General features: G+C 43.8%; 24 protein-coding genes. 18 read left to right on the plus strand and 6 right to left on the minus strand.

Features of this window, described 5'->3' with window-relative positions; all coding sequences use genetic code 11:
- Nucleotides 1-3: 3 nt before the first annotated feature.
- From ACFWMP_RS24100 to ACFWMP_RS24110, 3 genes are read right to left on the minus strand one after another with little or no spacing between them, the layout of a single operon-like run.
- Nucleotides 4-924 (minus strand): metal ABC transporter substrate-binding protein, encoded by a 921-nt coding sequence (locus tag ACFWMP_RS24100; RefSeq protein WP_339244380.1) that lies wholly within the window; start codon nt 922-924, stop codon nt 4-6.
- A complete protein-coding gene (locus ACFWMP_RS24105) occupies nt 921-1,763 on the minus strand; it encodes a metal ABC transporter permease (protein WP_042184200.1) in 843 nt (280 codons plus the stop codon). Before ACFWMP_RS24105 ends, ACFWMP_RS24100 begins: the two co-directional genes overlap by 4 nt.
- Nucleotides 1,756-2,499, minus strand: a complete 744-nt coding sequence (locus tag ACFWMP_RS24110) for a metal ABC transporter ATP-binding protein (protein WP_379424971.1) — start codon at nt 2,497-2,499, stop codon at nt 1,756-1,758. The genes ACFWMP_RS24105 and ACFWMP_RS24110 overlap by 8 nt, the downstream gene beginning before the upstream one ends.
- Nucleotides 2,500-2,905: 406 nt before the next feature.
- Here ACFWMP_RS24110 and ACFWMP_RS24115 point away from each other — a divergent pair, with 406 nt between their 5' ends.
- The 14 genes from ACFWMP_RS24115 to ACFWMP_RS24180 all read left to right on the plus strand — a co-directional run bounded on the left by ACFWMP_RS24115 (nt 2,906) and on the right by ACFWMP_RS24180 (nt 14,414).
- Nucleotides 2,906-3,451, plus strand: coding sequence for a MarR family winged helix-turn-helix transcriptional regulator (locus tag ACFWMP_RS24115; protein ID WP_042193136.1), 546 nt, complete (start codon nt 2,906-2,908; stop codon nt 3,449-3,451).
- A 28-nt stretch (nt 3,452-3,479) separates the two neighbouring features.
- Nucleotides 3,480-4,934 carry an aryl-sulfate sulfotransferase gene (locus ACFWMP_RS24120; RefSeq protein WP_042184203.1) on the plus strand — a complete coding sequence of 485 codons (1,455 nt, stop codon included), beginning with the start codon at nt 3,480-3,482 and terminating at the stop codon, nt 4,932-4,934.
- Between the two features lie 22 nt (nt 4,935-4,956).
- Nucleotides 4,957-5,988 carry an ABC transporter substrate-binding protein gene (locus ACFWMP_RS24125; RefSeq protein ID WP_076285212.1) on the plus strand — a complete coding sequence of 344 codons (1,032 nt, stop codon included), beginning with the start codon at nt 4,957-4,959 and terminating at the stop codon, nt 5,986-5,988.
- An 11-nt stretch (nt 5,989-5,999) separates the two neighbouring features.
- Nucleotides 6,000-6,776, plus strand: coding sequence for an ABC transporter ATP-binding protein (locus ACFWMP_RS24130; protein WP_042184205.1), 777 nt, complete (start codon nt 6,000-6,002; stop codon nt 6,774-6,776).
- An 18-nt stretch (nt 6,777-6,794) separates the two neighbouring features.
- Nucleotides 6,795-7,571, plus strand: coding sequence for an ABC transporter permease (locus tag ACFWMP_RS24135; protein WP_042184207.1), 777 nt, complete (start codon nt 6,795-6,797; stop codon nt 7,569-7,571).
- Nucleotides 7,572-7,765: 194 nt separating this feature from the next.
- On the plus strand, nt 7,766-8,878 hold the full coding sequence (locus ACFWMP_RS24140; RefSeq protein WP_042184209.1) for an ABC transporter substrate-binding protein: 1,113 nt from the start codon (nt 7,766-7,768) through the stop codon (nt 8,876-8,878).
- Between the two features lie 92 nt (nt 8,879-8,970).
- Complete coding sequence (locus ACFWMP_RS24145) at nt 8,971-9,894, plus strand: ABC transporter permease (RefSeq protein ID WP_042184211.1); 924 nt, start codon at nt 8,971-8,973, stop codon at nt 9,892-9,894.
- A complete protein-coding gene (locus tag ACFWMP_RS24150; RefSeq protein WP_042184213.1) occupies nt 9,891-10,694 on the plus strand; it encodes an ABC transporter permease in 804 nt (267 codons plus the stop codon). Before ACFWMP_RS24145 ends, ACFWMP_RS24150 begins: the two co-directional genes overlap by 4 nt.
- Nucleotides 10,691-11,734, plus strand: coding sequence for an ABC transporter ATP-binding protein (locus tag ACFWMP_RS24155; protein WP_379424889.1), 1,044 nt, complete (start codon nt 10,691-10,693; stop codon nt 11,732-11,734). The genes ACFWMP_RS24150 and ACFWMP_RS24155 overlap by 4 nt, the downstream gene beginning before the upstream one ends.
- A gap of 5 nt (nt 11,735-11,739) precedes the next feature.
- Entirely contained in the window at nt 11,740-12,615 is an 876-nt protein-coding gene (locus ACFWMP_RS24160) for an alkaline phosphatase family protein (RefSeq protein ID WP_379424890.1), read from the plus strand.
- 93 nt (nt 12,616-12,708) lie between these two features.
- Entirely contained in the window at nt 12,709-13,026 is a 318-nt protein-coding gene (locus ACFWMP_RS24165) for a hypothetical protein (RefSeq protein ID WP_042184217.1), read from the plus strand.
- A 109-nt stretch (nt 13,027-13,135) separates the two neighbouring features.
- Nucleotides 13,136-13,372, plus strand: a complete 237-nt coding sequence (locus tag ACFWMP_RS24170) for a DUF6953 family protein (RefSeq protein ID WP_042123499.1) — start codon at nt 13,136-13,138, stop codon at nt 13,370-13,372.
- 15 nt (nt 13,373-13,387) lie between these two features.
- Nucleotides 13,388-13,660, plus strand: coding sequence for a helix-turn-helix domain-containing protein (locus tag ACFWMP_RS24175; protein ID WP_262495646.1), 273 nt, complete (start codon nt 13,388-13,390; stop codon nt 13,658-13,660).
- 172 nt (nt 13,661-13,832) lie between these two features.
- Entirely contained in the window at nt 13,833-14,414 is a 582-nt protein-coding gene (locus tag ACFWMP_RS24180) for a 50S ribosomal protein L25 (protein WP_042184221.1), read from the plus strand.
- Between the two features lie 66 nt (nt 14,415-14,480).
- Here ACFWMP_RS24180 and ACFWMP_RS24185 read toward each other — a convergent pair whose 3' ends face one another.
- Nucleotides 14,481-16,778, minus strand: coding sequence for a UvrD-helicase domain-containing protein (locus ACFWMP_RS24185; RefSeq protein ID WP_379424891.1), 2,298 nt, complete (start codon nt 16,776-16,778; stop codon nt 14,481-14,483).
- A gap of 530 nt (nt 16,779-17,308) precedes the next feature.
- Here ACFWMP_RS24185 and ACFWMP_RS24190 point away from each other — a divergent pair.
- Both ACFWMP_RS24190 and ACFWMP_RS24195 read left to right on the plus strand, forming a co-directional pair.
- On the plus strand, nt 17,309-18,145 hold the full coding sequence (locus tag ACFWMP_RS24190) for a DUF6492 family protein (RefSeq protein WP_340973795.1): 837 nt from the start codon (nt 17,309-17,311) through the stop codon (nt 18,143-18,145).
- 11 nt (nt 18,146-18,156) lie between these two features.
- On the plus strand, nt 18,157-19,518 hold the full coding sequence (locus ACFWMP_RS24195; RefSeq protein ID WP_231573461.1) for a sugar phosphate nucleotidyltransferase: 1,362 nt from the start codon (nt 18,157-18,159) through the stop codon (nt 19,516-19,518).
- Nucleotides 19,519-19,621: 103 nt separating this feature from the next.
- On the opposite strand, the gene ACFWMP_RS24200 is transcribed toward ACFWMP_RS24195, so the two are convergent.
- Nucleotides 19,622-21,343 carry a sensor histidine kinase gene (locus tag ACFWMP_RS24200; protein ID WP_042184231.1) on the minus strand — a complete coding sequence of 574 codons (1,722 nt, stop codon included), beginning with the start codon at nt 21,341-21,343 and terminating at the stop codon, nt 19,622-19,624.
- The gene (locus ACFWMP_RS24205; protein WP_042184233.1) at nt 21,321-22,889 is read right to left on the minus strand and encodes a response regulator; all 1,569 of its coding nucleotides are present in this window, start codon (nt 22,887-22,889) and stop codon (nt 21,321-21,323) included. The genes ACFWMP_RS24200 and ACFWMP_RS24205 overlap by 23 nt, the downstream gene beginning before the upstream one ends.
- Before the next feature lie 252 nt (nt 22,890-23,141).
- On the opposite strand from ACFWMP_RS24205, the gene ACFWMP_RS24210 reads away from it, so the two are divergent.
- The gene (locus tag ACFWMP_RS24210; RefSeq protein ID WP_052404119.1) at nt 23,142-24,854 is read left to right on the plus strand and encodes a type 2 periplasmic-binding domain-containing protein; all 1,713 of its coding nucleotides are present in this window, start codon (nt 23,142-23,144) and stop codon (nt 24,852-24,854) included.
- A gap of 22 nt (nt 24,855-24,876) precedes the next feature.
- Nucleotides 24,877-25,767: an ABC transporter permease gene (locus ACFWMP_RS24215; RefSeq protein ID WP_042184236.1), complete on the plus strand. Its 891-nt coding sequence runs from the start codon at nt 24,877-24,879 to the stop codon at nt 25,765-25,767.
- The last annotated feature ends 6 nt before the right edge of the window (nt 25,768-25,773 follow it).

Raw genomic sequence — 25,773 nt, forward strand, 5'->3', positions numbered from 1 at the left:
TTTTTATGACGACAATCCTTCAACGACTTTATCAATATTCCATTTAATCATCTTAATGTATGTGTCGCCTTCTTCGCCTTTCTTAGCTAAAGAATCGGTGAAAATCTTAGAATGTATCGGTACACCCGTTTCATTGGAGATGGTTTCCATTGTTTTCGGATTAACGCTCGTTTCCAAAAATAAAGCCGGCACTTGATTTTCATCAATGATTTTAATTATATTTTTCATTTGTTCTGGCGTTCCTTGACTATCGGTATTGATTTCCCAAATAAATGCGGATTCAAATCCGTAGGCTTTTGAAAAATATTTAAATGCCCCTTCGCTTGTAACCAAAATACGTTTCTCCTGCGGGACTTTTTCTACCGCTTCTTTTGCATATTGATCCAATTCATTAAGTTTCTTAACATATTCTGATTGGTTATTCAGATAAAATTCTTTGTTGTCCGGATCTTTTTCGATTACATGTTTAGTGATGATATCTACATATTTAATAGCATTCTGAACATCAAGCCAGGCATGAGGATCTTCTTGAGTTTCTTTGCCTTTTTCTGTTAGGTACATTGGAGTTACTTCATCTGAGACGGCAAAAGCGACATCCTTTTTATTAGTGACATCAAGAAGGTCTTGGAACCACCCCTTACCTGTTTCCAGGTTCAATCCGTTATAAAAAACTAAATCTGCACTAGATACTTTACTTGTATCCTTAGGTAATGGATCGTACATATGCGGGTCTGTTCCGATGGGAACCATGCTATAGACCTCAGCTTTTTCCCCTACAATGTTTTCGGTCATATCCGCGATAATGGAGTAGGTTGCAACAATCTTCAACTTGTCATGGTCTGCTTCTCCCTCACTAACGTTTGAACATGCGGTAAATAGCAAGATGAACATTGTCAAAGAGAGCATCTTTATTGTTTTTTTCATCCTTGTTTAACCCCTTTTCTTAGAAAATTATTTTTGGGCGAGATAATAAATGATATAGCAAACAAACTTACCCCTACTAGAACAATGGTGGCACTTGTAGGTAAATTGAATCTGAAGCTAATGATCACACCTATAATTCCAGATACAGCGCCGATGGTGGAAGCCAGGATAATCATATGGATCAGCTTATTTGTCCAAAGATATGATGTAGCTGCTGGAATAACTAGCATTGCAATCACAAGCACAATTCCAACTTGAGATAATGAGGACACAGTAACCACGGATAACAGCATCATCAATAAATAATGATAGAATCCCGTTTTTAAACCAAATGCCTTAGAGACGACAGGATCAAACGAGCTAATTAACAGCTCTTTATACAACAATGAAATGATGGCAATAACAACAAGCATGATAATAAATGATTGCATTAACTCGGACTGCGGGACGGCTAAGATGTTACCGAATAAAATATGAGTTAGATCAAGCCCGCTCTTGGCGAAAGTGATTAAGACAATTCCTAGAGCGAAAAATGAGCTGAGAATAATTCCGATCGAGGTATCACTTTTGATATTGCTGCGACTTGTTATGAATTGAATGAGGATGGCTGCTAAAAGTCCAAACAATGAAGCTCCCACAAGAATGTTGATCCCTAAAATATAAGATAACGCCACACCCGGTAATACAGCATGAGACAAAGCATCTCCCATTAATGACATTTTTCTGAGTACAATAAAACTTCCTAAAACCCCTGAAACAATGCCAAGAATGATAGCAGACAATCCGGCGTTAAGTGCATAGATGGGAATGTTTAATAACGATGAGAAATAATCAATCATTATCGGCGCCTCCCATCCCTTTGATCACCAGATTACCTAAGGAGGCACCATAGGCACTGAGGATATTCTCCGGAGTAAACGTGTCTTTAACGTCACCAAAAGCAATCAGCTTTTTATTGAGAATGATGACTTTGTCAAAATATTCTTCGACTTCATGTAAATCATGATGAACGATCAATATGGTTTTCCCTTCTTCGCGAAGCTGTTTAAGCAGTTTTACAATGATTTTTTCACTGACTAGATCTATGCCGACAAAAGGTTCGTCTAAAAAAAATACATCCGCTTTTTGGGCAAGCGCTCTGGCAATAAAAACTCTTTGTAGTTGTCCTCCAGACAAATTACTAATTTGTTTATTTGCAAGATCACTTATATCTACCATGGCCATACATTCCTCGACGCGTTGCCGCTCTTTTTTCCCGGGGCGCTGGAAGATTCTTAAGTTTGGATAGGTTCCAGTTAGCACTGTATCGTTCACTGTGATTGGAAAAGTAAGGTCAATATCATTTTTTTGCGGTACATATGCGATCTTCCGTTTATACTCAGAAATGTCTTTTCCCTCTACCCTCACCGTTCCGCTTCTTTTCTTGATTACTTCTAACAATGACTTAATGAATGTCGATTTTCCTGCACCATTTGGCCCGATAATTCCGATGGTATACCCAAAGGGAATGTCGATATTTACATTTTCTAGCGCTGAATTACCGAAATAATCCACGTTTAGGTTTCTAATTTCAATCATTAAAAAGCTCCTCGTCTTGAAATTTATTGATTTGTTTCCTATTGGAAACATTTATTTTAATTATCTAATTTGTTTCCCTAGGTAAACATTTATTCTTAGGTACAATATATTTAACAATGGGCAAAATGTCAATGAAAAAGCTTAAAATTTATTTGATTTTGAATTAGTACAAGCATGCGATCTGCACCGGTATCGGGGTAATTTTTTTAGAATTAAAAATACATACTTGACAGGTAGGAATAAAGGGTTATATGATATCAGCAATACTTAAACACTAATTAAATGAACAGTGAAATAATTTATCTGAGCCGATTGGACCGCCAAAGGCTCCCGCACTTTTCCCTTGCCTGGGATATGTGCTGGGAGTCTTTTTTTGTTGGCTATGGAGAGAGATGAGGTAAGAATGAGCGATACGTATTGGAGACAGCTGGAGGAGACGGACTGGGTATTCCGCAAGATGGTCCGCAGATTTGTAAAGGAACGGGATAAGGTTGCAGTAGCAGGCATCTCTTTACCCGGCATGCTGATTCTACATAAAATCATTCGCGAGGGTGAACAGCGGCTTGGGGATTTAGCAGATGAACTGGACTTTACGTCAGGTGCGATCACAGCTTTGAGCGATAAGCTTGAGGCAGGCGGATTTACTGTACGCAGACGTAAGGAAGGGGACCGCAGGACGGTGATGCTGGACATCACAGACAAAGGCCGGAAGATGGCAGAGCTTAACAGCAACATTGGGGAACGATGTATTTCGCTTCTGTTTGAGGGGTTCACGGAAGAGGAATTGGTGCAGCAAAGTCACTTTTATCAGCGGATCATTAGTAATCTCGAAGGATTCTCAGACATCTTGCTGAAGCTGGTGAAGGAGAATGCTGAGGCTGAAGCTTCTCCAAACCTTGAACAGAAGCCACGAGCAGTCACAAAGAAAAGTAATTATCTTAGCTATTAAAATAAATTAAATGTAGGAGAGATGAACGATGGGACATTCAACCATATTTCCAACTGGAGCAACCGTATATAATCCGAGCAAAGCGTGGAGTGGCTATACCGTATTTCAAGCGGGTGAAGAAGGTGTTGTACTGATTGATATGAACGGTAAAGAAGTGCATCTGTGGAAGGGGCTGCTCGGGTTTCCGGCTAAAATCTTCCCTGGTGGTTATGTGCTAGGCAGTACAGGAAGGAGAGATCCCAAATTTGGCATTCAGGATAATGTAGATCTGGTGCAGGTCGATTGGGACGGTAACATCGTATGGAAATATAACAGCTATGAACATATAGAAGATCCGGGTTATGAACCGCTCTGGTATGCCCGCCAGCATCATGACTATCAGCGCGAGGGCAATCCAGTAGGTTATTTTGCACCAGGGCTAGAGCCTAAGGTTGACGGTGGCAAAACCCTAATCCTCGCTCACAAAAATATCTACAACCACCAAATCTCCGACAAGCAGCTGCTGGATGACACGATTATCGAAGTGGATTGGGAAGGGAATATCGTTTGGGAGTGGGCTCCGAATGAACATTTTGCAGAGCTAGGCTTTGATGAAGCGGCGAAAAACGTCTTATTCCGTGATCCTAACTCACGCTCCTTCGGGAATCTGGGGGGCGGTGTGGGTGACTGGTTGCATATCAATTCAGCTTCGTATGTAGGACCTAATAAGTTTTACGATGCAGGCGATGAGCGTTTCCATCCAGATAACGTGATCTGGGATGCACGGGAAGCGAATATTATCGCAATTACAGATAAGCGTACCGGGGCTATCGTGTGGAGAATCGGTCCAGACTACTCACTGCCAGAATTGAAGCATATCGATTGGATCATTGGCCAGCATCATGCGCACATCATTCCGAAGGGCTTGCCGGGAGAAGGAAACCTACTCGTATTTGATAACGGAGGTTGGGGCGGTTATGGTCTTCCCAATCCATCTTCACCCTTTGGGCAAAAAAATGCACTTCGCGACTACTCTCGAATTCTAGAGATTAATCCAGTGACACTCGAAATTGAATGGCAGTATACCGCGGCAGAAGCAGGCTTCTCCGTTCCGACGGATTCCTACAAATTCTACAGTCCTTATATCAGCTCAGCACAGCGGCTTCCGAATGGCAACACCTTAATAACGGAAGGATCTAACGGTAGACTTTTCGAGGTTACGCCAGAGCATGAACTGGTCTGGGAATATATCTCACCGTATAACGATTCCAGAAATACAAACATGGTTTACCGTTCCTATCGTGTGCCTTATGCGTGGGTACCACAGCTGGAGAAGCCGGAAGAACAAGCGATTGAGCCGATAGATGTCACGCAGTTCAGAGTACCAGGAGCTGCACCTAAGGGATCGGATTCGGTAGTGAACGTGGCAACAACCCTGCCGTTTGTTGAGGGGGCTGCTTGTGTGGCGACGACTGATGAAGGTAGTAGCCGCAAAGCCAACTAATACATTTGAGGGGGATGTCGTTGTGAAAAAGTCATGGATCAGCTCAAGCTTTCTGCTCTTATCCTTATCCGTTGTTATCCTATTATCAGGTTGCAGCTCCAAAGGTGATGCGTCGTCCTCTAAAGATGGAGCATTGAACGGCAAAAAAGAGACATTGAAGATTAAAATCGCTGACATCAATACGAATCCAACCTTTCGTGTGGCATTAGATAAAGGTATCTTCGCCAAACACGGGATAGACGCCGAACTAGTCAACTTTGGTTCCCCGGCAGAAGGTGTAAATGCACTCTTCATTAAACAGGTAGATGTTGCTTTCGGGGCCGATTTTCCCTTGTTGAACGCAGTGTCGAAAGGAGATTACGCTATCATCGCCTCTGCGGGTCTGGCGACAGATGAAGCTTCTACAGAATGGAAGCTGTTCGTACAGGATGATATCAAGACAGCTGAGGAATTGAAAAGCAAGAAGCTGAGCTTTATTCGTGGAACCTTCATTCCGTACCTTTGGGATGAATATTTAAAAGAGCATAACATCGCGCTCAGTGATGTGGAATTGATAGGGCAGGGAGCCTTTGACGAATCTTATATCGCTTTGAAGCAAGGGGCTGTGGATGGTGCATGGTTCTATGGTTCAGTTCTTAATGATAAGCTGGGTGCCCTTGCAGGCGTACATGAGCTGACGGATATGTCCAAAACAACCGTGAGGTTAGGGATGGGCATTGTAGCAGGGAATGATTTTGTAACGAAAAATCCAGAGGGGATCGCGAACTTTCTCGCAGCAGTAGATGAAGCAGGGGGCTATGCCCAGGCTCATCCAGATGAGGTTGCTGATTTGATGTACGAGGAAGTGAAGCAGCCTAAGGAATCGACGATCAAAGATCTTCCGAACAATCCATGGGCGCTCGGATTCACGCAGGCGGCTTATGACAGTCTGACGAAGCAGAAGAAATATATGGTCGACAATGGAATCATCGAGAAGGATTTCGATCTGGATAGCAAGCTGAATCTTGAACCGCTAACCAAAGCTTTGCCGGAAAAAGTCACGTATAAGAAATAGGAGGGTTCAGCATGTCATCACCTGCTAAGCAGCACACCATTCATATTGAGCAGCTTCGCAAGAGCTACAGTGAGTCAGCCGCTGGAGATGTTCATTATATTATTAAAGATGTGGATCTCGTAATCAAAGGCGGAGAGTTCTTCGTTCTACTCGGTCCAAGTGGCTGCGGAAAGTCGACGCTGCTGAATATGATCGCCGGATTTGTTTCCAAATCTGGCGGTAACCTTCGGGTGGATAACGAAGAGGTGAATAAGCCTGGCAGAGATCGGGCTGTTGTATTTCAGCAAGCAGATTCCTCTTTATTCCCTTGGCTAACGGTTCGAGAGAATGTGGAGTTTGGACTGCGAATGAAGAAAATCGCAAAGGCTGAACGGCGCACGATATCGGATAGGTTCATCGGACTTGTAGGACTGAACGGGCATGAGGAGAAGTTCCCGAAGGAGTTATCGGGAGGCATGAAGCAGCGTGTTCAGCTGGCACGGGTGCTTGCCAATGATCCAGCGATCCTGCTGATGGATGAACCCTTTGGTGCGCTTGATGCGATGACCCGGAGGACGATGCAGAAAGAACTGGTCAACATCTGGCAACAGACGCATAAGACGGTGATTTTTGTAACCCATGATATTCAGGAAGCCTTGCTATTGGGGGAACGGATCGGCATTATGTCTGTAGGCCCTTCCTCTAACATCACGGACATTTATGACAATACGCTGCCTTATCCACGGGACGTAGCCTCAGCGGAATTTTATTCGCTATACAACCAGATTCAGAGCCATTTCGAAGAATAGGATAGGGTGGGACAGATGATGAAATGGGTGGAAAAGAAATGGGTTTCTGTATCCATACTATGGATTGCCGCACTTTGCGTCTGGCAGCTTGGGGCAGTGATCTACGGTCCTGATGTGATCCCTGGACCGTGGAGTACGCTTAAGGGTGGACGGGAACTTCTGGAAGACGGAACTTTGATGCAATATATAGGGATTAGCTTTTACCGGGTGCTAATTGGCTGGGTACTCGGCAGTTTAATGGCGATTCCCGTAGGTCTGATTATTGGAAAGGTGAATGTGATTCGTATCTTTGCAGAGCCTTTTCTGAACTTTATTCGTTTTATCCCGCCGATTGCATTCATTACATTGTTTCTAGTGTGGTTTGGCATTGGGGAGCAGTCGAAGATTGCGTTGATTATGTACGCTACCTTTTTTATTGTGGTGCTGAATACCTTGACCGGTGTGATGTCCGTAGAGGAGGATAAAATCCGCTCAGCCCGTAGTATGGGCGCCAGTGAGTGGCAAATTCTGATTCATGTGATCGTCCCGGCGACGATACCGTATATTTTTACAGGCATCCGGTTAGCGATGGGAACCTCGTATATGGCGATTATCGGTGCGGAAATGATTGCTTCGAACGAAGGTGTAGGTTATCTGATTTGGAATTCCAGATTGTTTTTCCGGACAGATTGGATCTTTGTAGGGTTATTCTGTCTTGGCTTTATGGGCTTTTTCACGGATCGGTTATTTGGATGGTTCGGCAAGAAAGTGCTCTATAGATACGGCGTGGTAAGTGTGGCGGCGCGTAGAAGGTAGTATAGCTTTAAGCATAAACACGAGAACCGCCTGAGTGAATCAGGTGGTTTTTTGGTATGTCTTACTTTTTATTTACAAATATTCCTATCCTCCTTAATGCCGCGAAAATAGTACACACCTATACTGCAATTGGGCGCCTAACAGTTGGAGCATAGAGAAGCCCGCAAATAAGAAATAGGAGTGAAGGGGAAATCATGAAAAAAGGGATCAAAAATCAATTATCGATGGGTCTAATGTTATCCTTGCTCGTCCTGTTGCTTGCTGCTTGTGGAAATTCGGCTAAGGCTGACGAATCAACGAATGGAAATGCTGGCACCAAAGAATTAAGTCTGACCGAGATCGAGAGTAAAGCTAAAGAAGAGGGCAGTGTTATCAGCGTGGGAATGCCGGATTCCTGGGCGAACTGGAAGGATACATGGAGTGATATGAGTAGTAAGTATGGTCTTACACATTCAGATACGGATATGTCGAGTGCGGAGGAAATTGCCAAGTTTGATGCGGAAAAAGATAAACCAACGGCTGACATCGGAGATGTAGGGATCGCTTTTGGATCGGTTGCCGTGGATAAAGGAGTAACACAGCCTTATAAAACGACCTACTGGGATGAGATCCCTAATTGGGCTAAGGATAAGGACGGGAATTGGATTGTCGGCTATCAAGGGACGATTTCGTTTCTGACAAACACCAAGCTCGTGGCTAATCCACCGAAGAGCTGGGAAGATCTGAAGAACGGAAATTACAAAATCATCGTAGGTGATGTAACCAAAGCTGCTCAAGCGCAGATGGCTGTATTGGCCGCGGCGATTGCTTTTGGTGGCGATGAGTCGAACATTGAACCGGGGATTGCTTTTTTCGAAGATTTAGCTAAAAAAGGACGTCTCTCCAATGCAGAAGCTTCTCTTGCTAACATTGAAAAAGGGGAAGTAGAAGTTACCCTGCTGTGGGATTTCAACGCTTTGAACTATAGAGATCAGATCAACAAAGATGGCTTCGCGGTAGCCATTCCGAAGGAAGGCAGTGTGGTGAGCGGTTATGCAACGATCATCAACAAATATGCGCCGCATCCTAACGCTGCGAAGCTGACACGTCAATACATCCTTAGTGATGAAGGACAGATTAATCTTGCCAAAGGGTACGCTCGTCCGATCCGTGACAGTGTAATACTGCCGGATGATGTTGCGGCTAAGCTGCTGCCAAAAGAGGAGTATGTTAACGCTAAGCCTGTTGGCGATTACAAGGTATGGGAAGAAACAGCGAAGACCATTCCACAGTTATGGCAGGAACGTGTGCTTGTGCATTTGAACTAGAATTGTTCTTCCCCCAAAAAAAGAAACAGGGCGCCTTCGTTACGATGCCGTAAGGTGCCCTTGTTCTATTCCCGCGACAAGGAGTGAGGAAGTTGAAACAGAAAAGCCGCGGTGTGATCCTGGCACTCATTCCGTTTGCACTGATGGTGTTGGCATTTCAGCTGGTGCCTGTATTGTCCATGCTGACGGGAAGTTTCCAAAAGGCCGATGGAACTGGACTTACGCTAGGCAATTACCTGCATGCACTGCAAAGTGCCTATTACATGCAGGCAATCAAGAACAGCTTGCTGATCTCTTTAACCTCAAGTCTGATAGGGATCATTGTCGGACTTTTTTGTGCATATTGTATTACTCGGTTCACTCCGAGGGTAAGGGACAGACTCTTAATGCTGTCGAATATGACCTCTAACTTCGCAGGAGTTCCGCTAGCTTTTGCGTATATTATTTTGCTTGGTAACAATGGAGTGTTTACGCTCTTATTCAAACAGTGGGGCTGGAGTGTTTTTACCGATTTTGATTTATATAGCTGGTCTGGTCTGATTCTGGTGTATGTCTATTTTCAGGTTCCATTAGCCTTACTGCTCTTGTATCCATCCTTTTACGGAATTCGTGAGCAGTGGAGAGAGGCGGCGTCCTTGCTGGGAGCAGGACCGTGGCAGTTCTGGAAGACGATTGGGCTGCCAATTCTAACTCCGGCGATCTTCGGCACACTGGGAATACTGTTTGCCAATGCGATGGGTGCTTATGCAACGGCATATGCTTTGGTTGGCGGGAATTATAATCTGCTGGCGGTACGTATCGGTTCACTGGTTGCTGGAGATGTGGTTACTCAGCCAGAAATGGGGAGTACGCTTGCTGTTCTGCTGGGTCTGACTACGATTTTGGCCGTCTATTTGAATCATCTGATGGTTCGGCGAACGGAGAGATTTGGAGCTAAAGCGCTCAGTAAACCGGATGTGAAAACCAAATCTTCTCGGCGCTTGTGGACGGCAGCTAGTGAGGAGGTGGGGCAATGAATATACGTAAAGCAGGCTTCGCTCCGCGTACTTTCATGCTAATGCTCATGGTGTATTTATTACTTCCACTGCTAGCAACCGGTATTTATGCCTTCGCGCAGGACTGGCAAAATACCTTATTGCCTCAAGCTTGGACACTGAATTGGTTCGGAGAAATGTTTAAGGATATTCGTTTTTTGGAGGCGCTTTGGACTTCGCTGTATTTATGCCTGATTAGCGTGGTGCTGAGTCTGGCCGTGATGCTGCCAGCTGTTTTTGTCATCACTATTTATTTTCCGCGCTGGGAGAGCTTTATGAAAGTGATTGTTGTTCTGCCTTATGCGGTGCCTGGTGTAGTGGCTGCGGTGGGACTTATTCGTACCTATTCCTCTGGCCTCTTTGATATCGCTGGAACAGCTTATTTATTGGTGGGGGCGTATTTTGTGGTCATTCTTCCCTATATGTATCAGGGCATTCGCAATAGTCTGTTGACCGTTAACGCCGTAGAACTGCTGCATGCCGCAGAATTGCTTGGAGCCCGCCGCAGAACGGCTTTTATGAATGTGATTTTGCCAAATATCTGGCCTGGCGTTATCGTCTCTACCTTATTATCATTTTCCGTTCTGTTCGGTGAATTTGTCCTTACAAACATGCTAGTTGGCGGGCATATTCAGACGATTCAGGTGTATCTATATCAAAGAATGGGCGAAAGCGGACATTTAGCCAGTGCGATTGCCATCTCGTATTTTCTGTTTATTCTAGTCCTTTCGATGGTACTAATGAAGCTTGGCAAAAAGATGGGAGGAGGCGTTAAGGGATGAACGATTATCTGAAGCTGCAGGGAATACTCAAAATGTTTGGTGAGACCTGTGTGCTAGACAATATAGATTTGGAGATTCGTGAAGGGGAGCTTGTGACGCTGCTAGGACCTTCCGGTTGCGGGAAAAGTACGTTACTTCGCTGCATAGCTGGCCTTTCGGAGCTGGATGGCGGCAGAATCCTTCTAGAGAATAAAGATCTGGCAAATCTGCCGCCCCGTAAACGCGAGGTGGGGATGGTGTTCCAGTCTTATGCTCTATTCCCTAATCTGACGGTGAGCCAAAATATTGAGTATGGAATGAAGATGCGTGGTTTGTCCAAAGCCGCCCGACGTAGCCGCTGCGAGGAACTGCTGGTTTTAGTCGATCTAGAGGAGAAGCGGGATGTCTACCCGCAGTCACTCTCCGGTGGACAGCAGCAGCGGGTAGCGCTGGCCCGTTCTCTAGCCGTGCAGCCCAAAGTATTACTGCTGGATGAGCCCCTGAGTGCACTTGATGCCAAGATTCGTAAGAATCTACGTGCCGAAATTCGTGATATTCAGAAGCGCTTTAACATGACGACCCTATTCGTTACGCATGATCAGGAAGAAGCGCTGATTCTATCCGACCGCATCTGCATTATGAATGGTGGACGCATCGTCCAAGATGGAACACCGGAAGGACTGTACACCGCGCCGCGCACAGAGTTCGTTGCCCGGTTCATGGGCAGTTATAACGTATTGACTCGGCCAGAGGTGATGGCGCTGTTCCACGGAATAGATAGTGGGATGGACAGCTTTGCTATTCGTCCTGAAGCCGTAACGTTACTGCATGATGGGGCGGGTCAGCAGGAGGCTGCTGCCGGAGCACAACTGGTGAATGGAATGATTAAATCGGTGTCTGTGCTAGGCAATATTATTCGATGTACGGTTGAGGCTGAAGGAATCCGCTTAACGGTTGATCTTTTAAATGATGGACGCTGGCTAGGGGCTAGAGAAGGGGACAAAGTCACATTGGCGCTGAACCCTTCCGAGCTTTTACATTTAGAGCGAGAAGGAGCGTGAGTAGAATGACGGAAATGACCAATAAACTCATTGTGGTTGTCTTGGACGGACTTAGATATGATGCTGCTCGCAAATACATGGGGTATCTGGAGCATCTTGTGGAGCAAGGATCCTTATCTTGTTATCGAGTACAGTCGGAATTACCCAGTCTGTCGCGCCCGCTTTATGAAGTACTTTTGACGGGTACACCCGTGTCCAAAAATGGAGTTACGGCTAACCATATTGTGAGACCTAGCCATGAAGAAAGTGTATTTCATTTGGTAGTAGCCGCTAATTTGCGTACAGCTGCTGTCGCCTATCATTGGGTCAGTGAGCTTTATAATTCTGCACCCTTTGATCCACTGGCTGATCGCCATCAGCATAATGTGATGAAGCCAATTCAGCATGGCAGCTTTTATTTCGAGGATCACTATCCTGACAGCCATGTATTTGCCGATGCCGTGTATTTACGAAGTGCCTATGATCCGCATTTTTTATACATTCACTCCATGAATATAGATGACGCCGGGCATCATTATGGGGGGGAGAGTAAGGAATATGAGCTTTCCGTGCGTAATGCTGACGGTCTGCTAGCCACTGTTTTGCCTATTTGGATGGAGCAGGGGTATAAGATTCTGATTACGGCAGATCATGGAATGAACGCAAATGGGTACCATGGTGGGGTAACCTCTTCCGAGCGGGATGTGCCGTTATATACGTTCGGAGTAGATGTATTACCACTAGAAAAAGAGGATCAAGCAATTCCCCAGTTACGGCTAGCTCCGCTAATGTGCCATTGCTTAGGGCTTGCACCTTCGGCTGCAATGAGCAAGGAAGGACTGCCTCCTTTTGTGCAAAATCAACCACTTCATGAGGTGAATGAACCTGTGATTTTAGGATGAAAATAAAATAGTAAATCACGATAAAAATCATATACGGGAACGATGGTTTTTTGTATAATAAATAGTATATTTTACCTATTGGGAGGTTGTCTTTTGAGCGCTTCTAGAGCTTTGAAATGGATTACAGGCTCATTTGAAATTATTTTAGCAATTCCAATTCTGGGTGCTGCTATTGTAATTGGCACTGGGTACTCCGCACTGGGATTGATGTTTATTCTTCACCTGGTTACTTTGATTTTATCTTCAAAGAACCAAGAATCTATTTATGGTTCAGTACTCGGAATTGTAACTTCTTTACTCGCTTGGATTCCATTCGTGGGATGGGTACTACACTTGATCACAGGGATTTTGTTGATGGTAAGCGGTGGACAGAAGACTCGTCATTCTTCGAATCATACATATCCACATTAATTCAGACATCCTAATACAGCCCGATTCGGACGTTTGTCCGGTCGGGCTGTATTCATGTTATAATGAGGGCACATTTTAGCATGAAGTACATGAAAGGAGGCACATCCATATGGAAGTAACAGCACAAGATGTAGCGGAATGGATGGTTAAGGAAATTCGGTTTACGGGTACCTTGTATCAGACCGCGGCGATTGAATATGTGAAAGAGAATTTTGGGGAACAATTTGTATTTGTGAATGAGAATGGCAATGCCTCACTGTCCAAGGAAGTAAAGAAAGCTTTCCGGAAGCTGCACGGCGGCAAAATCGCGTGGGATCGCGATGGATTTTTGTGGGCGTGGACTTAAGCTGGAGGTGAATATATGCCGGTTATCCGAAGTAAATTAAGTGTGGTCATGGAGAATCATGATCCCAAACTCTCTATACGAAAGCTTGCTAAGGATATTAATTATCACTTTGATTCGGTTCGCCGTATGTATAAGGATGAGATGGTACAGTATCCCAGAGACTTGCTCTTAAAGCTTTGTTTATATTTTAATGTACAGCCTGGGGAACTCATTGGAATCGAAGAGTTGAATGAAAGTGATTGTACAATAGAAGAAGTGATAGGTGAACATGGTTTAAGTAAGCGTTAAATAAATTGAGAAAGTGCAGTTGGGAAGAGTTGAGGAATGGGAAGTTGAATTCACTCAAGTCTTCTTTTTTGTATGGAAAAGGGGAGATTTCTGCTAAATTTGACTAGATTATATGGTCATGTTATACTTAGACTGACAAGAATTTATGGTCAAAGAGAGCAGGAAATAAAAAATGAGTAAATTTATTCAATTAAACAAGCGTACTGGCGAAACAAAGTCCCAAAAGAAATTAGCGAGAAAACAGGGACGTATCCCGGCTGTATTGTATGGAGTGGGTAAAGATACTCTGAACGTAGAAGTGGATGAAAAAGAGCTGTTGGGTACTTTGAAAAAAAATCCACGGGCTATTCTGCAAGCAAAAACAACGGACGATGAAGCAATGCCGATCATTGTTCAGCATATTCAAAAGGATTCTCTGTCAGGTAAGATCTTGCATATTGATTTCCAGCATGTGAACATGTCTGTAAATATGGATAGTAAAGTTACGATTCATTTTGCAGGGGAAGCAATCGGCGTGAAAGCCGGTGGCGTATTGCAAGTGGAATTGTATGAAGTAGAGGTTCGTTGTATGCCGGGCGTTTTGCCTACTTCTATGGAAGTAGATATTAGTAAACTTGATATTGGCGATCAGCTGCTAGTTTCTGACCTGATTTTCCAAGATGGAATCGAAGTGCTGACCGATCCGAATGCAGTAATGATTCAGATTAAGACTGTGCATGAAGAAGTTGAAGAAGCAGTAGTAACTACAGCTTAAATATATATTTATATTAAAAAAAGCAAGTTTCCAGGGAAGAGGAAACTTGCTTTTTTTGCGTGTAAATCATACGGGAACTTCTCGCTGATCCTTTGCCATAGGTGAGCTGCATAAGGGGCAGGGCTTTGAGGTTAGATGATCCTCAGCTCCGCCAGCTTTCATGCGTGTCCAACCAGGACAACTGCTGCCCGTGCAGTTCCATACCGGAACGACATGGGTTTTTGTAGCGGCTGTTCGGCTGGTCGGCAAGGATCTTGTTGTCACGGTTCTACTCACCGTAGTTGCTGCTGTGGAAGAAACCGCTGAACGGAAGGCGGATAACATGAAGCGGGAGACCTCCGCTTTTTTACCCCGATGCTGTGCAGGTGAGCTGATGAATAGCTCCTCTCGGGCTCTCGTAACGGCCACGTACGCCAGTCTCCGTTCCTCCTCCAGTGCTGCTAAGCTTGAGGCTCCGCTGCTTCCGGCAGCAAGCTTGCGGTCTTTTAACCGGTCGCCCTCCAGTGCAGAGCTATGCGGAAGAATTCCCTCAGACGCTCCAATTAAAAAGACTACAGGAAACTCTAGCCCCTTTGATTTATGAATGGTCATTAATGCAATCCGATTGCCTTGCTCTTTAGTGCCTGGTTGGCGATTATGCTCGTTACGCTCCGTGACATTATCTATGAAATCAAGAAAGGCAGGGATGCTGTCGAAACGCGCCGCGGAGGATTCTAGCTCATCTAGCATTTCTTTTAACGTCTCTCGATGCAGCGTCGCTTGATGCCGTTCATTCGCTTCGATGAAATAATCATAGAATTGGGTACGAATCTGCCGGATTGCTTGTATTGGGGTCAGTTCGCGTATATTTCGGATTAGATCGAGTCGATCTCTTAGTTTAGTCCCTTTGAAGTCTTCCATGCCAGGCATAGACAATAGGTGGATTAACGGTCCTTGCTTGGGCTGTCTAGCTTCCATCTGGCGGATATGATTCATACCTTTTTCACGGTTCATATATAGTGTCGGCAGGATATTCTCCATCGCTGCAAAATTTCGCCGATTCAAGGAGAGTCGCAAATGATCCACTACCGGAGAGATCAGCCAGTGCTCGTACAATAATTGCCCTTCTCCGTAATCAATATAGGGAATATCGCGTAAAAGGAGCAGTTCGAGAACGGCCCGATTGCTGCTCGAGGCCCGGTACAACATGGCGAAGTCGCTATATTCTCTTTTGCCGCTAGAGACCTCGTTTAAAATATGCTCGATCATCTGCTCGGCTTCTTCATCTGCAGTTTGCGGACGCATATATCGTGGCTGACTTCCACTACCTTTTGCGGCTTGCAGGGTTTTGGAACGCCGACGTGTATTGTGCTTGATAATGCCGTTGCCAAGTCCAACGATAGCTGGGCCTGAGCGGTAATTAATATCGAGCGTAATAACCCTTGCTCCCGGATAGAGCTTCTCGAACTCTAGAATGAACTCACTGCGCGCTCCGTTGAAGGAATAAATCGTTTGGTCATCATCACCAACCACCATTAGATTATGCTGTGGGTGAGCGACCATTTTGACAAGTTCGTACTGCAAGGCGTTTGTATCCTGGAACTCATCCACCATCACGTACAGATATCTCATCTGCAACTCTTGCAAAAGCTCCGGACGCTCCTTCAGCATCCGATAAGCAATTAAGAGGACATCGTCGAAATCGATTTTGAAATTGTCTAGCTTCCATTGTTCGTATATTTCCAGAATGGACTTCATTTCTTTTTCGGCGGTGGTGCCTTCTGGTAGATCTTCCACGGTGCCCATGTTCATTTTGCAGGAAGAGAGCAGAGAGAGTACGGTTTCCGGTGGATAAGCATCCTTCGGCAGTCCGAGCTCACGCATGATCTGCTTCAATAGGATGTGCTGGCGCCGTGTCTCACTGAAAATTTCCTGTTGCAATCCTTGTCTGCGCAAGAAAAATAAGAAAAAAGAATGGAACGTACGGGCCTGAAGTCTTGCAACGTCCGCTGTGCTAACTCCCGGGAGCAGGGCGATTCGTTCGCGCATTTCTGCCGCGGCTTTACTCGAAAAAGTCAGCAATAGCAGCTGACTCGGCGAGACGCCGCGCACGGACAACAAATAACCGGTTCTGCAGATCAGAACCGAGGTTTTGCCGGAGCCTGCACCGGCCAGTGTCAGCAGCGGCCCTTTATGATGCCGCACCGCAGCAATCTGCGGGCGGTTGAGCAGGATGCCGCCTTCCTCGAGCCTGCGGAAATAAGCGGAGTCCCCCTCCTCCCGCTTCACTAGCTCCTTGCTAGTCTGGGCTGAAGCTACTGCCGCTTGCGGGATGCGTTCGCCGGTTGCTCCCAGCGGGATATTATGAAATAAGAGCTTATTCAATAGATTCACCTTCATATATTTCTGTATAGAGTGAGCTCAACAAAACTAGTTGGAGAATGGTTGAGTTCATCTTAAAATGTGCCGATTAAAATACGCCGAAAATTTAGCCAATCTACAATATACCATCCCAGCCTTTTTGCTGCACAGAAAAAAATGCTGGATATAGTATGGGGGAGTGTGGAGCTTGATTGTGTGAATGGGGATTGGTGGGCAAGATGTACGGTATAAATCCCGTAGAAAAGCTGGAATAGGGCTCGAGTGGCGGGATGTACGGGATAAATCCCGTAGAAATATGGGAAATGGGCTCGGTGAGTGAAATGTACGGTATAAATCCCGTAGAAAAGCTGGAATTGGGCTCAAGTGGCGGGATGTACGGTATAAATCCCGTAGAAAGGCTGGAATCGGTCTCCGCGGGCAAAAAGAAGGGTATAAATCCCCCCCTTGTCCTCTCTTAAGTTTACATTAAAGCCCATTCCCTTTCCTTATTATCCTCATATCCTAAAGCAAAATCATGATATGGAGATGACCATATGCCCTCGCCCAATAAGGTCCGCATAAGACATGCCGTTACCATAGATGTACTGATTCCGGCTATCGAGAAAGATTTGGCTACACTCCCCTATGTTATTGACGCTGTCCGAACACATGTTAAGCATCCGATAGGTCGTATATTGATTGTTGCTCCAAAAAAGACTCGTATACTGGATTTCTGCCGAAAAAAGGGCTGTACCTTTGTCGATGAGAATACAGTCCTTCCGATTACAAAAAAAGATATCCATTACCGTTCACGGAAATGGGAAAGATCCGGTTGGTTGTTCCAGCAATTGTTGAAGCTGAATGGTGACAAGCTGTGTACGGCTGACTATTTTTTAGTCATCGATGCAGATACGGTCTTAATCGCTCCTCATCGATTCCGTGAGAAGGGAAAGACGATTTTTTACAGTCGTAATTGGAGTCAGCCTCAGTACTTTACAACCTATAGGAAGCTAATGGGTAAGAAGGCGGCATCTGCTTCTTCTTTTGTGACGCATTATATGCTGTTTGAACGCAGCCAATTGACTCAGATGAAAAGAGAGATTGAAGCAAAGCATCAGAAGCCTTGGTATTCGGCGATTATACACAGTATGAACCGAACTAAGCAATTTGCTTTTTCTGAATTCGAAACTTATGGGAATTACCTGTATTCGAAGGATCGTGGGGGCATGAAGATCCAAAAAGCACGCAATAAAGGCCTCCATATGAATGCAGGTCAGCTGTCCAAGCAGAAGCTGAATGAGCTGGCGGAAAAGTATAGATCATTGTCTTTTCATAAACGGAAGGGGTATGTGAGAACACCGAGTAGTAAGTCCAGCGCAGGGGGGCGATAGCGTTGCAGATCGTGCTCCTTTCAGGGGGATCGGGGAAGAGGCTGTGGCCGCTGTCGAATGAGATCAGGTCAAAGGCATTTTTAAGACTTCTCCCAACAGAAAATGGCGGCATGGAGTCGATGATCGAGCGAGTATGCAGAGGGCTGGATGAGGCAGGATTGTTAGATTCAAGCTGCATTGTAACCCATCGCAGTCAGGTGGAAATTACCCGCAAATCTGTTGGCAATCAGGTTGCTTTACTGGCGGAGCCACAGAAGCGGGGAACTTTTACTGCAGTTGCATTGGCGGCGAGCTATTTGCATTCCGTGAAGAAAATAGACTTAGAAGAGATCGTTGTGGTCATTCCGGTGGATTCTTATGTGGAGGCTTCTTTTTTCAGTCAGCTTCGGCAGTTTCCCAGCGTGCTGTCCGAATCACAAGCGGATATTGCCCTGATCGGTGTTACGCCTGAATTCCCATCCACACAGTTCGGGTATATATTGCCGAGTGAAGGTTCAGAAGGGACGTCTTTTCTAAATGTGAAGCAATTTGCAGAGAAACCAGACGAACTAGCGGCGGCCGAGTTCATTTCCTGTGGAGGACTATGGAACTGTGGGGTGTTCTCCTGCACATTAGGATACTTGCTCTCAACTATGGTGGAACGGAATCTTTCAGCAGATTACATGGAGCTAGTGGAGCGTTATGACGAATTGCCAGAACGAAGTTTTGACTATGAAGTGCTTGAGCATACGCAGCGAGCGGTAGTTATTCCTTACACCGGAGTTTGGGCGGATATTGGTAGTTGGGATGCGCTTACCCCTCATTTGCAGGAAAAGGTAATTGGCAGGGGGAGCATTTCTGAGGATTCAAAAGGAACCTATTTAGTGAACGAACTCTCTTGTCCCGTACATGTCATCGGTGCCCCAGGCTTGATTGTGGCGGCGGGTGCGGATGGTATTTTAGTTGCTGGGATCGAGCAGGCGAAACGGATTAAGCAGAAGCTGGAGGGTCATGCCGCGAAGCCGATGATTGAAGAAAAGCGGTGGGGGAGCTCACGCATTCTGGATTTCTCACGAACAGCAGCAGGAGTTGAGGTTACGACTTCCAAAATCACGATGTTGGCAGGGAAGCACACCAGCTATCATTTTCACAGGCATACCAAAGAAATATGGTCTTTTCTTTCGGGCAATGGAGAGTACCGTATGAACGGCGTTCTTCATGCAGTTGCAGCCGGAGACACAGTTATAGTACCTGCCGGTGCGAGACATGGTTTGCGGGCGATTACGCCACTCGAATTGATCATTATTGAACTGGTGACATCTTCTGATGTGGGGGATTATGTACGTGTTTCTGCTGAATGGGTGGGGGAGGAAAGCGCTCCTGATCATTTGTAATTCAATAGATTGAAAAAAATCAACCGGGTTTAATCCAGCGTACATGTCCCGGTTGAATTTAATTTTAGAGTGTAACTAGTTAACATCACTGCATTTAAAAGAGTTATAGATTTGAGCCACCTTCGTATCTTTTGGATGGAAATCGAAATGTGACCTCCGTTCCCAGTCCTAGAATACTGGTAATGGACAAGCCGTACTCTGGTCCGTACATTAGCATAGCCCGGTCATTTACATTTTTGAGCCCATAGCCTATAGACTGGGATTTAAGCAGAAGATTGAGTCGTTCTTGTGGGATGCCAACGCCATTATCCTTTACTTTGAAGATGATACACTCCTCCACCATTTCTCCGGATAGAATAATTTTGCTTCCTTCTTCTTCTCTATTCTCAATACCATGAATAATAGCATTCTCAATTAGAGGCTGAAGCATCAGGTTAGGCATGTAATAAGAGAGAATAGCCTCGTCGATCTGATATTCTATCTCAAAGCTATTGCTATGCATGTTAAGCTGAATCTGTATATAAGATTGTACATTCAATAGTTCATCTGAAACCGAAATAATATTATTCCCTTTATTCAGCGTAGTCCGATAGAACGTGGATAGAAGCTGCGCCATTTCACTTATATCTGTTGCATGGATTCGGATGGCTCTCCAATTGATGAGCGAAAGAGCATTATATAGAAAATGAGGATTAATCTGAGCCTGTAGGGCTTTCATTTCATATTCTTTTCGTGAAATTTCCTCAATGTAGACTTTATCGATTAACACTTTTGTTTTGTCAACCATATTGCCAAAGCCTCTAATTAGATCCCCAATTTCATCTTTGGATGTGCTGGTGACGGTGACTTCCAGGGATCCCTCTTCTACGGTGCGCATATTATTGCGCAGACGCTTAATTTGTGAATTGAACTTTCGAGAAAATAGATTGGCGGTTATAGCAACGGCAGCAATACAGGCAACAATAACAAGCCCAACTGTCGAAAGGATTTTCCAAGCAGAATTCGTAATCATCTTCGTAGGTTTGCATAACATCACTGTCCATCCTGATATAGGAACTTCAGATTGCAATACAGTGTACTTTGTATTTTTCCATTGCAGCGTATCTAAGTTGTTTGTGCTATTGGAAGGAATATATCCTTCTATACCAGGCGAGGCATAGATCGACTTTCCATAAGCATCTTTGACGAGAATCTCTGAACCTTGAGAGAGTAGGGAGTCAAAAGGTGTGAATAACGAATCGTAATTCACACGTGCATACAGCACATTTTCTTTTGGATCTTTCTGTTTCGTATTAATAATGCGTCGAACAGCAAAAATCTCCTTATTATCCGTAAACCACAGGACATCGACTGACTTCATCAACGTCGGGTACCAATGTTTCTGTTTAATATCATTTAGGGCTCGGACAGTATTGCCATGTGCCAAAAGATTGGTTCCTGTATACAGAGTGATTTGTTCTACACCTGTATTTAGATACCGTGCCGTATTGAAATTTTGGTCAATCACATGGGTTAACTGATCATACATTTCATACATACTTGTGTAGGTATGATTAGCTGAATTAATAATTTCCTGATTAAAACTCAAGAAATTCATGAGTTTATTGTAGACATCCAGATGACTATTTAAAGCTAAAGCCCCTTGATTTAAGGCTGCTTTCAAATCAGATTTGGATTGCTTAATGAGGGATGATTTGGCTTCTTGATAGCAGAAGCTGCCCAATATAATCACAGGAATCATACTGATTAACATAAATGAAAGCATGATCTTGGTTTGAAACTTCAAGTCGCGAATATTTTGCTTAAGTGTCCGCCAAAGTTGCATGATGCTCCTCCCGATATACAGAGGACTTCTGATTATACTGTCTATATTTTTCTGGTGTGTACCCATAGAAATCCCTGAAATTTTGGCAGAAGTATGAAATATTGCGATAGCCCACTGCGGTGCAAATATTTGATATTTTTTGATGCGTATTTGTTAACAACTCTTTTGCGTTTTGCATGCGGACATTCTTAATATATTTATTAAGCCCACAGCCTGTCTGCTTCTTGAATATGGAGCTAAGATAATGTGGAGACAAATACACTTTAGCAGCAAGCATTTCCAGACTGAGATCATCTGCATAATATTGTTCAATATATTGTTTGACGGCATCGACATCACGGTTCTGAGTAGGCTCATGGTTAGTAGAGTTCTGATCAATCCGAGCGATACCTTCAAATATGATATCTTTGATATCCCGCAAATCTTCAGATCCATATATGATCTCGACGGCAGTCTGCAGCTCCATTTCTGATATAGGTGCAGCTTGTGTCATGATCTCTTGATAGATTGTGGAGAACATATACTTTACATATAAATGTGAATACTGTACTTGATGTACGTATTTTTGATATAAAATCTCAGTATTTGCTCGTAAGCTAAAAATATCTTGATCCTTCAGATTATTTCGAATCTGATCTAGTAGATGGCTATCTGTAAGGTCTGGATACAAGCCCTCAGAGAAATGTAAGTCATTTTGTGTATTAAACACAAAGGTATCTGGGAGAAAAAAACGATATTCCATCAATTCTTCTAATGAAGTCAAAAGTGAACCTAAATCTAGTATTGAGGTTACTTCCTCTTTCATAGCGAGATAACAATTTACTTTATATTTATCAAAGATGCAATTATGCAGGTGCATCGCTGAATTATTATCAAACTGGGAAGAAGGGGACTCTTGCTCGGGAAACAGTAGTAGACTCTGACATCCGTTTAGATTTAAGTAATCAGCAGATGTGTCTACTAAACCAAGAACAAACTCTTCGAACTCCGAATCCACAGATTCAAAAAATGGCTTATCGAATTCTAACAAAAGCATTTTATTGTAATGGCTGGGTAATTCAATAGACAGCTCTTGAAGAGGCGGCGGGCTTCCGATGCCATTGACTAGAGAGAAGAGTAGATGTTTTCTCACATAGCTTAGCTTTCTTTGTGACGCTTCTTCTTTTTGTTGCTGGTTCTTTAATTCCTGAATAACTTTTTCTAAAGTAGTTTGGAATGCTTCAATGTTAACCGGTTTCAAAAGATACTCGGATACGCCCAGGGAAAGGGCTGTTTTGGCATACTCAAATTCAGCGAATCCACTGAACAAAATCACCTTTAATTTGGGGTGCAACTTTAATGCTTCCTTTGTTAGCTGTAATCCATCCATTATAGGCATCCGCACATCGGTAAATAGAATATCGACAGAGTGTGCGCTTACATATTCAAGTGCTTTACGACCGTTTTCTGCAACATGCAATTGGAGGGGGAAGCCAAGCTCCTTAATGAGGAAAGCAATCCCCTCTCGCTCCTCCTTATGATCATCTACCACCAATATGGATAACATTATTTACCACCTTTCGACATGTAGTGACATTGATATTGTAGTATAAGATCTTCGACCGTAGCAATTATTCCTCGATATTATCGTTAATGATGAGTATTTATTTGTGTAAAACATAATTTTTTTGCGTTTACGATGGATAGCAATAATCTATAAACTTAAGGAAGTAACAATATAAATTTTTTTGAAGCTGGCCGGCGCTTTGAAATCGTTTTCTAATACGAGTTTTTTTATAGAAAAAGGGAGGCTCTTATAATGAAACATAAATTGAGAAAATCAAGCTCCATAGTATTAGCATCACTATTAGCTGTTGCTATGGTAGGTTGTTCAAGTTCTAATAATTCTTCAGCATCTACCCCAAAGACAGATGCGAGTGATCCTGCATGGAAAGAAGCACAGACGACTCCATTTGGCGCCTATCCTGAAACAGTTACTTATTCTGTTGGACAAGTGGCAACGAGCTATTCAGCACTTGCAGGAACGCCTTATGAGAAAGATAATGCCACAAACAATGTGTGGACAAGATATTTCAAGGATAAGCTGAACATTCAAAATACGACCTCGTTTGAGTCCAATGATGGTACAGACTATAGTCAGAAAGTTTCGATGGCGATTGTAAGCGGTGAAATCCCTGATCTAATGGTGGTTCCTGACTACGCGACATTGCAACAGCTTTATGAGAACGATCTGATTGCAGATCTGACCGAGGTTTATGAAAATACTGCCAGCGATCGAATTAAGGAAATTTATGATTCCTACGGTGGTCGTGTTCTGGATAGCGCAAAGTTCGATGGCAAGCTGATGGCCATACCAACTACTGAAATCTCACATGGTCCTGGTATCCTCTGGCTTCGCAAAGACTGGATGGACAAATTGGGACTTGCTGAGCCGAAATCAATGGCTGATGTCGAGAACATTATTAAGCAATTTGTAGAAAAAGATCCAGGTGGTAACGGAGCGGGTAAAACGCTAGGTCTTGTTGTCGATAATGAAAACGTTGCCGGTGTCTCTGGTGGACAATTCTCATTTAATAATATCTTTTCACTATATGGTGCGTATCCAAAACAGTGGATTGATGATGGAAGTGGAAAGGCTGTATACGGATCTGTTCAACCAGAGATGAAGCCAGCACTGACCAAGTTGTCTGAAATGTACAAGAATAACTTGATAGATCGTCAGTTTGCAGTACGTACTGGTGATGACCGCAAGGCGCTACTTACAAGCGGAAAAAGTGGGTCGTTCATGGATAACTGGTGGGGAAGCTGGACTGTGGCTGACACGCTTAAGCTGAATCCAGAAGCGGAATGGGTATCTTATGTTGCCCCACAATCAGAGGATGGCTCGCTTACAATGTTCACTGGAAATCCTTCCAGCAGTTATTTGGTTGTTCGCAAAGGCTTTGAACATCCTGAACTTGCAGCCAAGCTTGTGAGTGTTCAATATGACTATCAGCGTTACCAAGAAAAAGATGAAAAAGCTTTGAAAGAATTTGAAGATTATAAGAGTATGAATGTTGGCGGATCTCCGCTCGCTATTAATATCGATTATTATGACGCTTTCTATCGTAACGTTGACATCATGAAAGAAGCATTAGAAACAGGCGATACAAGTAAATTAACTAGCAATGAGGATTTAACGGCTTATAACTCCTATAAGAAATTTCTTGATAGTAAGAAGAATGGAGAAACACCAGACTCCAATGCATGGGCTGGATATACTTCCAGTATTACGACAGCTAGTTTGGTGAAAGCCTCTAATATTAAAGAAGTGAATCCATTATTCTTTGGAAGTACATCATCCATGACGTTGAAATGGCCGACACTTACTAAAATGGAACTTGAAATGTACTTGAAGATCATTACAGGTGAGCAAACACCTGACGCATTTGATAAGTTTGTAGAAAGCTGGAATAAAACTGGCGGCGAAGTAATTACTAAGGAAGTTAACGAAGCGATAGCAACCAAATGATGTTGAAAGAGATGATCCGTAAATGAAAAATAAAAAAGATCAGACAGCATTCCATCTCATGATGGCGCCAGGAATGATTTTCCTAATTATCTTTTCGTTTATTCCAATGTTCGGTATTATAATGGCTTTTCAAAATTATGTTCCGGCTAAGGGAATGAGTGGTTCATCCTGGGTAGGTCTTGATAATTTCAAATTTATGCTCCAAATTCCTGACAGCAAACAGATTTTCAGTAATACGATCGTTATCGCGTTATGGAAAATTATCGTGGGTACTTTTACATCCATCGTGTTTGCCCTGTTATTAAATGAAATTCGGGTAAAGTTTGCTAAGCGATTCATACAGACGGTTGTTTATCTGCCGAACTTCTTGTCATGGGCGATCTTAGCTACTGTAGTCATGAATATCTTCTCTTATGAAGGTCCTGTTAATGCCATGTTAAGTTGGTTTGGGATTGACCCGGTCTTGTTTATGGCCAGCAATACTTGGTTTAGACCGATGCTAGTATTAACAGATGTCTGGAAGGGTTTTGGGTACGGTTCAATCATCTACCTAGCTTCCCTGACATCCATTGATCCCGGACTTTATGAGGCGGGCTCCATTGATGGAGCCAACCGGTTTAAGAAACTGTGGCACATCACGTTGCCAGGCTTAATGCCAACTATTTTGCTGGTTACAACCTTGAACTTGCCGAATGTATTGAATGCTGGTTTTGATCAGATCTTCAATCTGTATAATCCTTTGGTGTATGAATCTTCGGATATTATTGATACCTACGTTTATCGGGTGGGTCTGGTAGAAAGACAATACAGCTTAGGTACAGCAGTTGGCCTATTACGGTCGGTCGTTGGTATCGTACTGATTCTTTCTGCGAATAAATTGGCCCAAAAACTTACGGATTATCGTATTTTCTAAAGAAAG

The organism is Paenibacillus sp. NPDC058367 (assembly GCF_042723305.1).
Classification (GTDB): Bacteria; Bacillota; Bacilli; order Paenibacillales; family Paenibacillaceae; genus Paenibacillus_AQ.